Consider the following 16201-nt stretch of genomic DNA (forward strand, 5'->3'; position numbering starts at 1 on the left):
CTCCTGTACTGCCGCTATCTTAGCCGCCCCCTCAGTCAAAAAACAGGGGCCAGGTATTACCCGGCCCCCTTAGGCTGGTTACGGATCAACCTTGAGGTTGCCGTCATCCAACAGTTGCTTGATGATGTCGTGGTTGGTCGTCAGCCCACCGCTGTGATCCAGATCCAGGCTACCCTGGAACTGTACCGTCAGTTGTGAACCACCACTGGTAAGCCCATTTGTATCAATGGTTAGCTTGTTGGTTGCAGTATCAAACTTCAAGTAGTTGTCCAGCGCCGTCGCCAGATCGTTGTTGTTGGCTGCCGAGGGAACACCAACCAGCAGATCCGACAGATCCAGTACATCACCACCGTTAGTCGGATTGCCCAACGTAAAGTCGGTAATCTTGTCGGTACTGCTATCCGCATCGCCAGCAAGCCACTTGAAGGTATCGCTACCGGCACCACCCGTCATGGTATCGCTACCCAGACCACCGATCAGCAGATCCTTGCCATCGCCTCCTTGCAGTATGTCGTTGCCAATCCCGCCGATCAGAGTATCGTCACCAGCCTCCCCGTAGAGAGTGTCGTTGCCACTGCCACCATCCAGTACGTCGTTGCCCTTGCCACCGACCAGGGTATCCTTGCCACCCATTCCGTACAGCAAGTCATCACCATCGCCGCCGGACAAGATGTTGTCCAGACTGTTGCCCGTGATGCTGTCACCGAAATCAGACCCGATGGCGTGCCCTTGCGTGCTGTTGAAGGTCACATTCACACCGCTGGCAGAACTGTCGTAGTCTAGAGTAAACGGTGCTTCCGGCAGCAGGCTAAGACCAATGTTGCTGTGGACTGCATCACCATCTCCATCCGTCAGCGTGACCGGCAGCTGCAAACTGACCGGGATCCCAGGAGTGGCAACACTGGAACCGAAGTCCCCAATCTTGAAGTCACTCCCGGCCGCATAATGGAATTCCAGGCTGTTATAGCCATCCGCGGTGTAGGCCGCCAGCTTGGTATTGGACACAACCCCTACCACAGTCGCGGCATATGCAACGCCAGAGGTGGGATCATCGTCAGTAAAGTTGACTGTAAAGCTGCGGCCTCCCACCGCCACAGTCTGGGACATGCCAGCACCGATGCTGACGATCCTGGTCGAACCGTTGTAGCTGATTGCAACGGCGGTCAGCGACTCCTTGTTGCCATCGCCAATATCGTTGTCACTATCGACATCCTGACGGGCAACCACTTTCACACTGGAGCCACCGCTGCTGATTGATGTGAACAGGGCGGAAGCGCCATTCACATCGTAGTGGGCTTCAAAGGCATGGGTCTGGTTGGCCAGGTTGCCGTAAGATCCACCACTGACCGGATTACCTGTCAAGTCGATGACAAAGTCGATCCGCATCGCCTCACCAGATCCAACCGATGCTCCACTGCTAATCCCCCCCGTATTAGCAGAAGTGTTGACGGTGCCACCATCAGCACCATTGGTCATCGCCGTCAACAGCAGATCCTTGCTGTTGTCATTCGCAATCGTATTAAAGCCGGCCCAGGAAGCATTACCACCGACGAAGTTGTAATCACCACCATTGAAGTCGATCGTGGTCTGTCCGCCATCGACCTCACCAATCATCTGAACCTGATAGGTCCCGGATGCAGGTTGCAGGGTGGCAATGAATACAGTACCCGCCGCCGTTGCGGCAGTCAGCGTAATGCCATCCGAAGACAGGGTATAGGTGACAGGTAAACCGCCCGAGGTCATGCCACTGCTGCTGCCATTCAAACTGCTGTCGAACCGGATTGAACCACCATCCCCCCCGTAGTTGTTGGACAAAGTGCCATCACCATCCAGCAGGAAGATGCCAGTCACCCCGGACTGATTCAGCATGACCCCCATGGCCGGAGTCATGATAACCGGCACATCGTCTTCAACCTGTACGATGAAGTCGCGAACCAGCGTCACGTTATCCACCCCTTCGTGGGCCGTGATCGCACTGGACAGATTCAACGCCTTCAGTTCCAGGTCGTTGCCATCAGCCAGGGCATGATCAATCGGGCCCTGCAGGGTAAAGGTGTAATCGCCATCAGCCTCGACAGCCAGCGTGAAGATGGGTTTGCTGCCTGCCACTGCAACCAGGGTATCGACTCCGACACCGTGGATGATGCTGTAGGTAATCGCCACACCACCTGAGGTCAACGCAGGCAAACCGGCTGTACTGCCGACGCCGAAGTTGACGCCGATACTGTCGACCACCATATGGGCCAGAGAGCCTGCAACCGTGGTCAGGGCTGGGCTGTTGCCAGGCAGACCGGCAGGCAGGCCATCTTCGAACACGGAAGCCGTGATCGGAGTGGTGTCCAGTACCAGTATCTTCAACAGAGCGCTGGAGGTGTCACCATCGGCATCCACAATGGTGTAGGTAAAGGTCTCCTGTGTATCGACGGCCACATCATTGGGCGGAGTGTAGGAGTAGGAACCGTCCGCATTCACGGTCAGATGCCCACCCAGAGGTGTGGTCATGGGGCCGGTCGTTCCTCCTTGCACCAGGAAGGTCACCACATTGCCATTCACACTGTCGGCGACCCCGACATAAGCGGCCGGATTGCTGACGGTAAAGCTGACCTGCAATACGGTCACGGGGGTATCGGCACCGGCACTGTCCACACCGGCACTGGCATCCACATCCGTGATCACATTGCCGGTAGCTGGTGGCGGTACGGTGGCCTGGAGTGTGGCGTCCAGGTCATAGATGTTGTTGACCAACGTGACGGCATCCCCATGGTCCTCCACCAGACCAAGCTGAGCGATCGCCGTCGCATTGCCACTGACGTTCAACCCCACCGCGTAAACCTCAACATTGTTGCTGTTCACAAAGCTGGTCCAGCCGGCCGGGACATTCCCCTCGTTGGGAGCGCCATCCGACAGGAAATAGACCTTGGTTTCATACCCAGCCAAAGCGGGGTTCGCCAGATCCGCCGTCAGTTGATTCTGCGCCAATACGAGTGGTGCGTTGTAGTTGGTACCGCCACCATCTGTCGGCAAACCGGAAATACTGGCCTTGGCCACATCAGGATCACTGGTTTGCGGGATCAATACAGCTCCACTGGCAAAATCAATGACCGTGAAGACCAGCGGCACACCCAGCGCCACATAGGAGTCAATCATGTGGTTTAGTGCATCCTTCGCCAGCTCCAGGCGATTTGGCGAACCATTTGTCGACGTACCGATCTGCCACAACATGCTGCCTGATGTATCGATGACCATCACCAGGTTGAAGGGTGGCAACCCTGCTTCAGTGATGACGACGCTGTTGTCTTTAGCTGTCGGTACATCATCTTCGAACCGGATGTTGCCACCAAGGTCTGCACTCACCGTCCCGGTCGCGGTGTCGTTGTCGCCATCCACCACCGTCACGGTCGCACTCAGCAGCACCTTGCCATTGGCCAGACTGATGAGGTTGTTGTCGTTGCTGTTGTCCACGTCCTCCGGCAGATGGTCCAGCTCCGCCGACTGCGTCAGCGTCACTGTGCCATTGCTCGCCACGCTGATGCGGAACACCTCCCCGGCCGTGGTCGAGCCAACGATGTCGCTGCCCACCTTGGTCAGGGTGATGGCCAGCCCGTTGCTGGTCAGCCCGCTGTTGCTGTCAGTCACGCTCAGGCTGTAGCCACTCACCGTGGTGGTGCCCGGACCGTCCGCGCCATAGCTCGGCACCGCCGCCGCCAGGAACGCCGCCGCAAAGCTGCCGGTCGCCGTGTCACTGGCCGACCCGATGGTCTGTGCATCCTGGGTGGTCAGGGTGATGCCACCGTCCACCACCGCGTTGATGGTCACGCTCGGTACGTCGTCCTCGAAGCTGATGTTGCCACCAAGGTCTGCACTCACCGTCCCGGTCGCGGTGTCGTTGTCGCCATCCACCACCGTCACGGTCGCACTCAGCAGTACCTTGCCATTGGCCAGGCTAATGAGGTTGTTGTCGTTGCTGTTGTCCACGTCCTCCGGCAGATGGTCCAGCTCCGCTGACTGCGTCAGCGTCACCGTGCCATTGCTCGCCACGCTGATGCGGAACACTTCCCCAGCCGTGGTCGAGCCAACGATGTCGCTGCCCACCTTGGTCAGGGTGATGGCCAGCCCGTTGCTGGTCAGCCCGCTGTTGCTGTCAGTCACGCTCAGGCTGTAGCCACTCACCGTGGTGGTGCCCGGACCGTCCGCGCCATAGCTCGGCACCGCCGCCGCCAGGAACGCCGCCGCAAAGCTGCCGGTCGCCGTGTCACTGGCCGACCCGATGGTCTGTGCATCCTGGGTGGTCAGGGTGATGCCACCGTCCACCACCGCGTTGATGGTCACGCTCGGTACGTCGTCCTCGAAGCTGATGTTGCCACCAAGGTCTGCACTCACCGTCCCGGTCGCGGTGTCGTTGTCGCCATCCACCACCGTCACGGTCGCACTCAGCAGCACCTTGCCATTGGCCAGACTGATGAGGTTGTTGTCGTTGCTGTTGTCCACGTCCTCCGGCAGATGGTCCAGCTCCGCCGACTGCGTCAGCGTCACTGTGCCATTGCTCGCCACGCTGATGCGGAACACCTCCCCAGCCGTGGTCGAGCCAACGATGTCGCTGCCCACCTTGGTCAGGGTGATGGCCAGCCCGTTGCTGGTCAGCCCGCTGTTGCTGTCAGTCACGCTCAGGCTGTAGCCACTCACCGTGGTGGTGCCCGGACCGTCCGCGCCATAGCTCGGCACCGCCGCCGCCAGGAACGCCGCCGCAAAGCTGCCGGTCGCCGTGTCACTGGCCGACCCGATGGTCTGTGCATCCTGGGTGGTCAGGGTGATGCCACCGTCCACCACCGCGTTGATGGTCACGCTCGGTACGTCGTCCTCGAAGCTGATGTTGCCACCAAGGTCTGCACTCACCGTCCCGGTCGCGGTGTCGTTGTCGCCATCCACCACCGTCACGGTCGCACTCAGCAGCACCTTGCCATTGGCCAGACTGATGAGGTTGTTGTCGTTGCTGTTGTCCACGTCCTCCGGCAGATGGTCCAGCTCCGCCGACTGCGTCAGCGTCACTGTGCCATTGCTCGCCACGCTGATGCGGAACACCTCCCCAGCCGTGGTCGAGCCAACGATGTCGCTGCCCACCTTGGTCAGGGTGATGGCCAGCCCGTTGCTGGTCAGCCCGCTGTTGCTGTCAGTCACGCTCAGGCTGTAGCCACTCACCGTGGTGGTGCCCGGACCGTCCGCGCCATAGCTCGGCACCGCCGCCGCCAGGAACGCCGCCGCAAAGCTGCCGGTCGCCGTGTCACTGGCCGACCCGATGGTCTGTGCATCCTGGGTGGTCAGGGTGGTGCCACCATCCACCACCGCGTTGATGGTCACGCTGGGGCCGTCATCTTCAAAGCGGAACACGCCGTTGGCGCCCAAGTCCACCGCCGCACTGGCGCTATCGCCATCGGCATCCGTCACGGTCTGCACCAGGGTCAGCACGCCCTGACCCAGCGTCAGCGCCACGCTGTCATCCGCATTGGTGGTGTCGCCGTGCCAGACGTTGTCCAGCAGGGCCAGGGTCACTTCGCCGCTGCTCGGGTTGATAGTCAGAGTGAAGTAGTCCACCCCACCGGCGCTGCCGGTGATGACGTTGCCCACCTGATTGAGCACGATGGCGGCACCTTGGCCGTTGGCCGCGGCCGGATCGACCGCATACAGGCCGCTCGCCACGTTGGTGCCGGTCAGCGCCAGGCTGTAGCCAATGCTGCCCGCCCCGTCAGCCCCGAAGGCCGGGTTGAACTGGGCCTGTACATTGGCGGCGCTCAGGGTGGCACTGGCCACTCCGTCAGTGCCGGCACCGCCCAGGCTGACCAGGCTTTCATCCACGGTCGCACCCAGACTCGGCGCTTCCACCGCCAGCCCGGCCCGCGGGCCGTCATCCTCGAAGCGGAACACACCGTTGGCGCCCAAGTCCACCGCCGCACTGGCACTGTCGCCATCGGCGTCGGTCACGGTCTGCACCAGGGTCAGCACGCCCTGACCCAGCGTCAGTGCCACGCTGTCATCCGCATTGGTGGTGTCGCCGTGCCAGACGTTGTCCAGCACGGCCAGGGTCACTTCCCCGGTGCTCGGGTTGATAGTCAGAGTGAAGTAGTCCACCCCACCGGCGCTGCCGGTGATGACGTTGCCCACCTGATTGAGCACGATGGCGGCACCTTGGCCGTTGGCCGCGGCCGGATCGACCGCATACAGGCCGCTCGCCACGTTGGTGCCGGTCAGCGCCAGGCTGTAGCCAATGCTGCCCGCCCCGTCAGCCCCGAAGGCCGGGTTGAACTGGGCCTGTACATTGGCGGCGCTCAGGGTGGCACTGGCCACTCCGTCAGTGCCGGCACCGCCCAGGCTGACCAGGCTTTCATCCACGGTCGCACCCAGACTCGGCGCTTCCACCGCCAGCCCGGCCCGCGGGCCGTCATCCTCGAAGCGGAACACACCGTTGGCGCCCAAGTCCACCGCCGCACTGGCACTGTCGCCATCGGCGTCGGTCACGGTCTGCACCAGGGTCAGCACGCCCTGACCCAGCGTCAGTGCCACGCTGTCATCCGCATTGGTGGTGTCGCCGTGCCAGACGTTGTCCAGCACGGCCAGGGTCACTTCCCCGGTGCTCGGGTTGATAGTCAGAGTGAAGTAGTCCACCCCGCCGGCGCTGCCGGTGATGACGTTGCCCACCTGATTGAGCACGATGGCGGCACCTTGGCCGTTGGCCGCGGCCGGATCGACCGCATACAGGCCGCTCGCCACGTTGGTGCCGGTCAGCGCCAGGCTGTAGCCAATGCTGCCCGCCCCGTCAGCCCCGAAGGCCGGGTTGAACTGGGCCTGTACATTGGCGGCGCTCAGGGTGGCACTGGCCACTCCGTCAGTGCCGGCACCGCCCAGGCTGACCAGGCTTTCATCCACGGTCGCACCCAGACTCGGCGCTTCCACCGCCAGCCCGGCCCGCGGGCCGTCATCCTCGAAGCGGAACACGCCGTTGGCGCCCAAGTCCACCGCCGCACTGGCACTGTCGCCATCGGCGTCGGTCACGGTCTGCACCAGGGTCAGCACGCCCTGGCCCAGCGTCAGTGCCACGCTGTCATCTGCATTGGTGGTGTCGCCGTGCCAGACGTTGTCCAGCAGGGCCAGGGTCACTTCCCCGGTGCTCGGGTTGATAGTCAGAGTGAAGTAGTCCACCCCACCGGCGCTGCCGGTGATGACGTTGCCCACCTGATTGAGCACGATGGCGGCACCTTGGCCGTTGGCCGCGGCCGGATCGACCGCATACAGGCCGCTCGCCACGTTGCTGCCGGTCAGCGCCAGGCTGTAGCCAATGCTGCCCGCCCCGTCAGCCCCGAAGGCCGGGTTGAACTGGGCCTGTACATTGGCGGCGCTCAGGGTGGCACTGGCCACTCCGTCAGTGCCAACGCCACCCAGGCTGACCAGGCTTTCATCCACGGTCGCACCCAGGCTCGGCGCTTCTACCGCCAGCCCGGCCCGCGGGCCGTCATCCTCGAAGCGGAACACGCCATTGGCACCCAGATCCACCGCCGCACTGGCACTGTCGCCATCGGCATCGGTCACGGTCTGCACCAGGGTCAGCACGCCCTGGCCCAGCGTCAGTGCCACGCTGTCATCCGCATTGGTGGTGTCGCCGTGCCAGACGTTGTCCAGCAGGGCCAGGGTCACTTCCCCGGTGCTCGGGTTGATAGTCAGAGTGAAGTAGTCCACCCCACCGGCGCTGCCGGTGATGACGTTGCCCACCTGATTGAGCACGATGGCGGCACCTTGGCCGTTGGCCGCGGCCGGATCGACCGCATACAGGCCGCTCGCCACGTTGGTGCCGGTCAGCGCCAGGCTGTAGCCAATGCTGCCCGCCCCGTCAGCCCCGAAGGCCGGGTTGAACTGGGCCTGTACATTGGCGGCGCTCAGGGTGGCACTGGCCACTCCGTCAGTGCCGGCACCGCCCAGGCTGACCAGGCTTTCATCCACGGTCGCACCCAGACTCGGCGCTTCCACCGCCAGCCCGGCCCGCGGGCCGTCATCCTCGAAGCGGAACACACCGTTGGCGCCCAAGTCCACCGCCGCACTGGCACTGTCGCCATCGGCGTCGGTCACGGTCTGCACCAGGGTCAGCACGCCCTGACCCAGCGTCAGTGCCACGCTGTCATCCGCATTGGTGGTGTCGCCGTGCCAGACGTTGTCCAGCACGGCCAGGGTCACTTCCCCGGTGCTCGGGTTGATAGTCAGAGTGAAGTAGTCCACCCCACCGGCGCTGCCGGTGATGACGTTGCCCACCTGATTGAGCACGATGGCGGCACCTTGGCCGTTGGCCGCGGCCGGATCGACCGCATACAGGCCGCTCGCCACGTTGGTGCCGGTCAGCGCCAGGCTGTAGCCAATGCTGCCCGCCCCGTCAGCCCCGAAGGCCGGGTTGAACTGGGCCTGTACATTGGCGGCGCTCAGGGTGGCACTGGCCACTCCGTCAGTGCCGGCACCGCCCAGGCTGACCAGGCTTTCATCCACGGTCGCACCCAGACTCGGCGCTTCCACCGCCAGACCGGCCCGCGGGCCGTCATCCTCGAAGCGGAACACACCGTTGGCGCCCAAGTCCACCGCCGCACTGGCACTGTCGCCATCGGCGTCGGTCACGGTCTGCACCAGGGTCAGCACGCCCTGACCCAGCGTCAGTGCCACGCTGTCATCTGCATTGGTGGTGTCGCCGTGCCAGACGTTGTCCAGCAGGGCCAGGGTCACTTCCCCGGTGCTCGGGTTGATAGTCAGAGTGAAGTAGTCCACCCCACCGGCGCTGCCGGTGATGACGTTGCCCACCTGATTGAGCACGATGGCGGCACCTTGGCCGTTGGCCGCGGCCGGATCGACCGCATACAGGCCGCTCGCCACGTTGCTGCCGGTCAGCGCCAGGCTGTAGCCAATGCTGCCCGCCCCGTCAGCCCCGAAGGCCGGGTTGAACTGGGCCTGTACATTGGCGGCGCTCAGGGTGGCACTGGCCACTCCGTCAGTGCCAACGCCACCCAGGCTGACCAGGCTTTCATCCACGGTCGCACCCAGGCTCGGCGCTTCTACCGCCAGCCCGGCCCGCGGGCCGTCATCCTCGAAGCGGAACACGCCATTGGCACCCAGATCCACCGCCGCACTGGCACTGTCGCCATCGGCATCGGTCACGGTCTGCACCAGGGTCAGCACGCCCTGGCCCAGCGTCAGTGCCACGCTGTCATCCGCATTGGTGGTGTCGCCGTGCCAGACGTTGTCCAGCAGGGCCAGGGTCACTTCCCCGGTGCTCGGGTTGATAGTCAGAGTGAAGTAGTCCACCCCACCGGCGCTGCCGGTGATGACGTTGCCCACCTGATTGAGCACGATGGCGGCACCTTGGCCGTTGGCCGCGGCCGGATCGACCGCATACAGGCCGCTCGCCACGTTGGTGCCGGTCAGCGCCAGGCTGTAGCCAATGCTGCCCGCCCCGTCAGCCCCGAAGGCCGGGTTGAACTGGGCCTGTACATTGGCGGCGCTCAGGGTGGCACTGGCCACCCCGTCAGTGCCGGCACCGCCCAGGCTGACCAGGCTTTCATCCACGGTCGCACCCAGGCTCGGCGCTTCTACCGCCAGCCCGGCCCGCGGGCCGTCATCCTCGAAGCGGAACACGCCATTGGCACCCAGATCCACCGCCGCACTGGCACTGTCGCCATCGGCATCGGTCACGGTCTGCACCAGGGTCAGCACGCCCTGGCCCAGCGTCAGTGCCACGCTGTCATCCGCATTGGTGGTGTCGCCGTGCCAGACGTTGTCCAGCAGGGCCAGGGTCACTTCCCCGGTGCTCGGGTTGATAGTCAGAGTGAAGTAGTCCACCCCACCGGCGCTGCCGGTGATGACGTTGCCCACCTGATTGAGCACGATGGCGGCACCTTGGCCGTTGGCCGCGGCCGGATCGACCGCATACAGGCCGCTCGCCACGTTGGTGCCGGTCAGCGCCAGGCTGTAGCCAATGCTGCCCGCCCCGTCAGCCCCGAAGGCCGGGTTGAACTGGGCCTGTACATTGGCGGCGCTCAGGGTGGCACTGGCCACCCCGTCAGTGCCGGCACCGCCCAGGCTGACCAGGCTTTCATCCACGGACACCGCACCCAATCCTTCAGAATTGGAAGTAAGGGTGACGCTGGGAACATCATCCAGAATGACCACATCCAGGCTGCCGCTGGTATTGTCACCATCAGTATCAACCAGTACGACGCTGAAACTCTCACTAAGCGAATTATCATTGGCAGGTTGGGTATGGGTTTCACTCCCTCCCAAGGTGTAGCTGTAGTTCACGCTACCAGTGCCGGTCACGGGATTGTAATTAATGCCGGTAACGATCAATTGATTACCAAGTGGGCTGGTAATGGTTTGCGGGAAGGCTGTAACAGCTTGCCCATTGGTGACCAAAGCGACGCCTCCCAGCGTCAGACTCTGCACACCATCGGCTGCACTGAAGGTAAAAGTACCGATCTGAGTCACAGCGGCGGCATTCGGATTACTCCCTCCTGCCAATGAGGCTTCATTTAATGTCAGTTCTCCCCCCTCCAGCTGCAGACCGGCAAGCTCAACCGGCTCATCAACAGGAGTGATCGTGATTGTCAGTATGGACTGTACTGAATCTGTGCCATCTGTGACGGTATAACTCACCGCCGGGACAGGGCCGTCATAATTGGTGGCGGGCGTAAATTGATAACTGCCATCTGCATTGACCAGCAGGGTACCGACCCCTGCCAGAGTGACGGGGGTGCCCAGAATCGAGTTGGCAACCCCACCCCAGCTAAATCCGGTGACAGTAGCAGCCTGAGGCCCATCATTATCGACGGTGTTATCAAGCAAATTGCCCGATACCGTCGCATCCTCCGTCACCACGACGTTCTCACCCTGATCAGCAAGATCATTGACTGGCGTAATAGTGAGCTCCAAGGTGGATTGGACCGTATCGGTGCCATCCGTAACCGTGTATACGACAGGGGGAACAGCACCGTCGTAGTTGGGAGCCGGGGTGAATGTGAAGCTGCCATCGCCATTGACGACAAGCGTACCGATCCCGTCGATTGTCACACTGGTTCCAACAGCCACATTGGCGTTGCCTCCCCAGCTGAAGAGCAGAACCGACGCAGCTGACGGCCCATCGGTATTGACCGTATTGTCCAGCAAATTGCCATTCAATACACCGTCTTCCGCAACAACCAGCTGCTCACCCTGATCCGTCAGTTCATTGACCAGCAAGGGCTCTACTACTTGTTGTGTATCTACAATCGGCTCTGTCTGATATGTGGTGTCAAAGCCTGCAGCAGCAATGGTTGCATCACCAATGCGGTCAATGGTGACAAAGCCACCATTGCCACTGGCACCGGCTACACCACCGATCCCGCCACCACCACCGGCGGCAGGTGCCCCACCGGCAGCAGAAGCTTCAAAGTTTTGTGTCGGGTCTACCCCTTGCAGAATTGATTTTTGCAATGCAGCGATATCAGGAGAAGCCGCAGTACCCGCATCAGGGGCTTGAGGTTGACCAGGGGCTGGTGCGTCATGAGCGGGAGCATCTGGAGTAGCAGCGGCAGGAGAATCGTCATAGGGAGCCAATACCAGTTTGGCGTCATCTGCAATATTAAGCTTGGCTCCCGGCTGGAGGATCTCGCCTTTTTGCAATGGGCGGCTGCTTCCATCAGCCAGCACGATTTGAACATTGCCTTCAATGGAAGAAACCACAACCGTTTTGTCGATGATTTGAGTGCGCATATCCTTTGCTCCAACGTGACAGATCTCGATGTCTACACCATAGATGTCTGTACGCTTCGCATCCGTTGCAAAAATGTATTGGATTTGTTCCGTCTTGGCGGGATGCAATGTATTAAATCGAAGGGTCTTTTTTATAATGTCAAATCAATCACTTGGTGGCGCCTCAAGCGAATCTCAAACAGAGAGGTGCCCTAAAAATACCTATTCTTATTCATCTTTAGAATAAAAAAAGGGCCCTTATGGGCCCCTTTTGATTTGATAACGTTCAAGCCAGTGGGAATGCGGGATGAACAAAACCCTGATAACCATCGATATGCAACTTGGCAAGCAGCTCAACCTGATGTTGATCTTCCACCCGGGTCGCAATGGTTGTGACGCCTGCATTGTGAGCGGCGCGGCACACTGCTGCCAAGAAAGAGGTATCTGCCCCCGGCTCCATTACCTGACTGGTATAGCCATGATCAACCTTGACATAGGCTGGAGTCAGCTCTTCCAGATATCCCAGTGACTGGAAGTGACGTCCATAATGATCCACGCCCCACTGGAATCCATGTTCCTGCAAGGCCTTAACCAAGGCGGTGACATGATCTTTATGCTTCATGATGGCGGCTTCCGGGATTTCAAACAGCAGCCGTTCTTGCAGCTCGGTATGATCCGTCAGATAGCCGGTCAACCACGCCCTGAACTCATCGGAACACAGCGAGCCAGCAGTAATATTGACCGCCAAGACCAGATCCGCCTGTTGCTGGAGCAATGGAATAGAAGCTTCAAGTATCGCCTGATCGAATTCGCCGCCCAATTTGAACTGTTCGATGGCAGGCAAGAATTGACCGGCAAAATAATCAGTGCCATCACGAGAAATAGAGGCAAACAATTCCGCATGCAAACGAACGCCGTTATCAAATCGGCAGGCAGGTTGCGCCTTGAAGCGCCACAAGTGCCGAGCGATGGCGTCTTGTACCAGATCGCGCCAAGCCAGACGTCCCATCAGTCCTTGATCAACACCGCCCTCCATGACTACTGCACCACGACGTTCATTACGCGCTTTGCCCAAGGCGTTGTCGGCCTTGGTCAGCAACGCTGACAAATCATCATTACCATCGCGCCCTGCAATACCGATAACGGAGAGTGCACCGCCCTCACCCATGGGGTTCACAACCAGGTCGGCAATGCGACTATTGATCACTTCCGCCAAATCTTTCAGCTGGGCCAGATCATCAGTAGGACACAGCAAGGCATATTCCGTGGCCGAAATCCGCGCCAGTGCCGACCCATCCCAGCCTTTCAGCTGCTCCTTTAGAGCCTGTGCTATCGACTTGACCATGTTGTCGCGAGCGGCAAACCCCTCCTCACGGTACAGGTCATCCAGCATATCGACAGCGACCAGCATGACGCCGCCTTGTCCCGCCTCGGCAATCCATGCGTTTACCTGCCCCACGAAATAAGCCCGATTGCCCAAGCCGGATACAGCGTCCACATAAACCCGCTCCCGCAATTTTTCAGCCTCATCAGCCTGTTCCTTGAACTGCAGGGCCAGCTTGCTGGAAAGTGTATTGATGGCTTGTACCACCTGTTTCAATTCATGGGTTTTTGGTTCAGGAATGGCATGGCCAAAGTGGTGCAGTTCGATCTCCACTGCCTGCTCGCAGATCTGCTTGAGCGGCTTGAGCAAATAGTTGAGCGCACGCATCAACAAAATGGTAGTGATGAGAAAACCTATCAGAAACCAGCTCGCCAGTTCGCTCATGCCACGCCACAGCTCGTAGTAGGCTTGCCCGGGGTGACCAACAACCTTCAATTTGCCCAGTTGCAGCCAGCCGGAGGTCAGAATCGATTCGTTGGATACTTCCGGAAACAGGCCCAAATTAATGAACCACTGCGGCACCCCCTGAATATTGTTGGTATTTTCCTGCTCAATGACATCCTTGGAAGCCAACAAGTCCAGACGGACCAAGCGATAATATCCCCCATCAAATATCGCCTGGATGACGGATTCAGCCCCCACCTTGTCACCATTTTCCAGATAAGGTGTCAACGCCAATCCCAGGGATGTGGCGGTGTTGATGACTGTGGTTTCCTGCTGCTGCGCCAGATAGGTACGAGTCGAGTTGAATTGCACCCAATAGGTGGCTGCAAACAACAACCCGAACAGGATCAACATGGTGGCCAGTAATTGTCTGTAGAGCGTCATAGGTTAATCATCCAAATTCAACACAGGCTGAGCCAATCGCCCCGAAGTCATGCGATTGCGTAAATCATTCCATAATCCCAGGCGTGAGGACTGTCCAGCCAGTTCCCCTTGACCACGCGCCTTCATCAACCACAAGTGACTACCGTTAAAGCTGTATATCGGCATCAGATCCCGGCGCTGGCTGGCCGGCCGGATCGACCCAATCAAGTTATCCAAAATCACGGGGACTGAGGATGGCGTGTCATAGTAAGCAACCACCATATGAAACTGGTTGTAATCCAGTGCCTTGACATAGACCATCCGCATTTTTTCATCCGGCACCCCCAATTCCAGCAGGGTAAAGTACTTTGAAATGCTGAAGTCTTCACAATCACCACCCGCCGCGCCTAAAAATTCCAACGGGGTCGCCCAATAGTCTTTTTTGCGCCACAACTTGATGTCGTCAATAAAACGCATCTGGTTGAAAAACTGGTTTACCTTCTCCAGTTTCTGGCGATCCGTCAGACCGGCGGCACGATTCTGCATGACCAGCGTACGCCAAGTCGTGACCCGTTTGCCGGCTCTGACACCGTACGTTTCCTGTGCCCGCTGTACCAGTTTGAGATCTTCAGGGGTAAGAGGCTGGCTGGCAGAAAGCAGCAAAGGTAGAGAAACCAACAGCAGCCAGAGTGACCAGCGCAACCAGCGCGCGCGCAAAAACGGAGCCAAACCGAAGCTTGACGCCATGTCGACACTGCCTGCCCGATACTGCTCAGTCACATGCATCTTCAAAAGATCCATTGGCTGTTACTACGCTGGCCAGAAGTGGCCGTCAGAGACAAGGGATGGCGGCAGCCCGGCTGCAGCCATCCCTTTCACTCGCATCAAACCTGATGCGCACTCCATTACTGTTTAGCTTGCCAATCGGCGGGCTGCTTCACATTAAACGCATTGAGCAGACTGCCAGTGGCATTGAGGATCCGATAATCCGCCAACAAGGAGTCGTACTCGGCCGTGATGTAGCTGCGACGGGCCTCAAACAGTTCGTTCTCGGTGTTCAGTACGTCCAGCAAGGTACGCTGGCCCAATCCGAACTGCTTTTTGTAGGCCTGTACGGTGTCATAGCTGGCATCCACGTGCTCTTTCAGGAAGGTCTTCTGTTTGGTCAAAGACTCTTTGGCGTTCCAGGCCAGGCGGGTTCCCTCTTCAACCTGACGGAAAGCATTCATATGAATATCTTTCGCCTGGGAATAGAGAGCGGACGTCGCCTTGCTCTGCGCCAGATCGGAACCACCACGGAACAGGTTGTAACGCATGCGCACCATGGCAGTCAGATCGTCATTGCGTCCTTTTACTGCATCAATGTCCTCGTTCCAGTTCTGATCCACTTCAAACGTGACGTTGGGATAAAAACCGGACTTGGAGCCTTCATGCTGATACTTGGCGGCTTCGATATCCTGCAAGGATGACAGCAAGGTAGGATGCACTTCGGTCGCCGTCTTCAAGGCGGCATCCAGGCTGCTCGGAATGAGCTGAGCATCCGGCACAGGCTGTACCAAATCTTTTGGCATCTCGTTGACTACCCGGATGAATTCGCTCTCGGCATCCCGGTAGTTGTTTTCGGCAGCAGCCTGATTGGCATAGGCTCTGGCGACACGACCATCAATCTGAGTCTGGTCTGCCGTGGATCCCAAACCAGAATCGGTCCGCTTGCTGATGTCGCTGCGGATCTGCTCGTGCGTTTCCAGATTCTGTTTGGACAGCTCCAGGATCTCCTGCTGACGCAGCATGTTGAGGTAAACCTCAGCCACGCGCAGGGCGGTATTCTCCGCCTCGGAGATCATGGCCAGACGCTGAGCATTGGCTTCGGCATCGGTACGAGCTACGTTGCTGCTGACGTTGAAACCATCAAATAGCATCTGGCGCAGGCTGATACCGGCCTCTTTACGGGTCATGGAGTCATCGATGGTGGTCGAGTTAGCGCCGGCCGCACGAGTTGACGGGCTGTCAGTCTTCTCATAGCCGACACCACCACGCAGATCGATGGTGGGATAGTAACCACCTTTGGCTCCATCATGCTGATACAGTCGCGCCTGATAGAGATCAAAAGCTTCCTTGATTTTGGGATGGGTAGCCAGTGACTGTGCCACTGACTGTTCCAGTGTTTGGGCCTGGGTAAGGCCCGGGAACAGCACGGCGCCACTTACTAACATGGCAACAATCGTCTTCTTCATGGTATCTCCAGTCATGTTGTTTTTAGAT

5 protein-coding genes are annotated in these 16201 nt (G+C 59.7%); 1 reads left to right on the plus strand and 4 read right to left on the minus strand.

What is annotated here, in order from left to right:
- Positions 1-78: 78 nt before the first annotated feature.
- Entirely contained in the window at positions 79-11706 is an 11628-nt protein-coding gene (locus E5E96_RS22705) for a retention module-containing protein (protein WP_301271276.1), read from the minus strand.
- On the opposite strand from E5E96_RS22705, the gene E5E96_RS22710 reads away from it, so the two are divergent.
- Entirely contained in the window at positions 11602-11964 is a 363-nt protein-coding gene (locus E5E96_RS22710) for a hypothetical protein (RefSeq protein WP_253264720.1), read from the plus strand. The two genes, E5E96_RS22705 and E5E96_RS22710, sit on opposite strands and share 105 nt — an antisense overlap.
- A 70-nt stretch (positions 11965-12034) precedes the next feature.
- Here E5E96_RS22710 and E5E96_RS21490 read toward each other — a convergent pair whose 3' ends face one another.
- The 3 genes from E5E96_RS21490 to E5E96_RS21500 all read right to left on the minus strand — a co-directional run bounded on the left by E5E96_RS21490 (position 12035) and on the right by E5E96_RS21500 (position 16173).
- Complete coding sequence (locus tag E5E96_RS21490) at positions 12035-13960, minus strand: EAL domain-containing protein (protein WP_171283111.1); 1926 nt, start codon at positions 13958-13960, stop codon at positions 12035-12037.
- A gap of 3 nt (positions 13961-13963) precedes the next feature.
- The gene (locus tag E5E96_RS21495; protein WP_024945793.1) at positions 13964-14686 is read right to left on the minus strand and encodes a transglutaminase-like cysteine peptidase; all 723 of its coding nucleotides are present in this window, start codon (positions 14684-14686) and stop codon (positions 13964-13966) included.
- Positions 14687-14844: 158 nt separating this feature from the next.
- Positions 14845-16173: a TolC family outer membrane protein gene (locus tag E5E96_RS21500; protein ID WP_011706511.1), complete on the minus strand. Its 1329-nt coding sequence runs from the start codon at positions 16171-16173 to the stop codon at positions 14845-14847.
- Positions 16174-16201 lie beyond the last annotated feature (28 nt).

It is taken from the genome of Aeromonas sp. 1805, assembly GCF_013085525.1.
Lineage (GTDB): Bacteria > Pseudomonadota > Gammaproteobacteria > Enterobacterales > Aeromonadaceae > Aeromonas > Aeromonas hydrophila.

Coding starts and splice junctions, on each gene's coding strand:
- E5E96_RS21500 (WP_011706511.1), bottom strand. CDS start 16,173: ATGAAGAAGACGATTGTTGCCATGTTAGTAAGTGGCGCCGTGCTGTTC.
- E5E96_RS21495 (WP_024945793.1), bottom strand. CDS start 14,686: ATGGCGTCAAGCTTCGGTTTGGCTCCGTTTTTGCGCGCGCGCTGGTTG.
- E5E96_RS21490 (WP_171283111.1), bottom strand. CDS start 13,960: ATGACGCTCTACAGACAATTACTGGCCACCATGTTGATCCTGTTCGGG.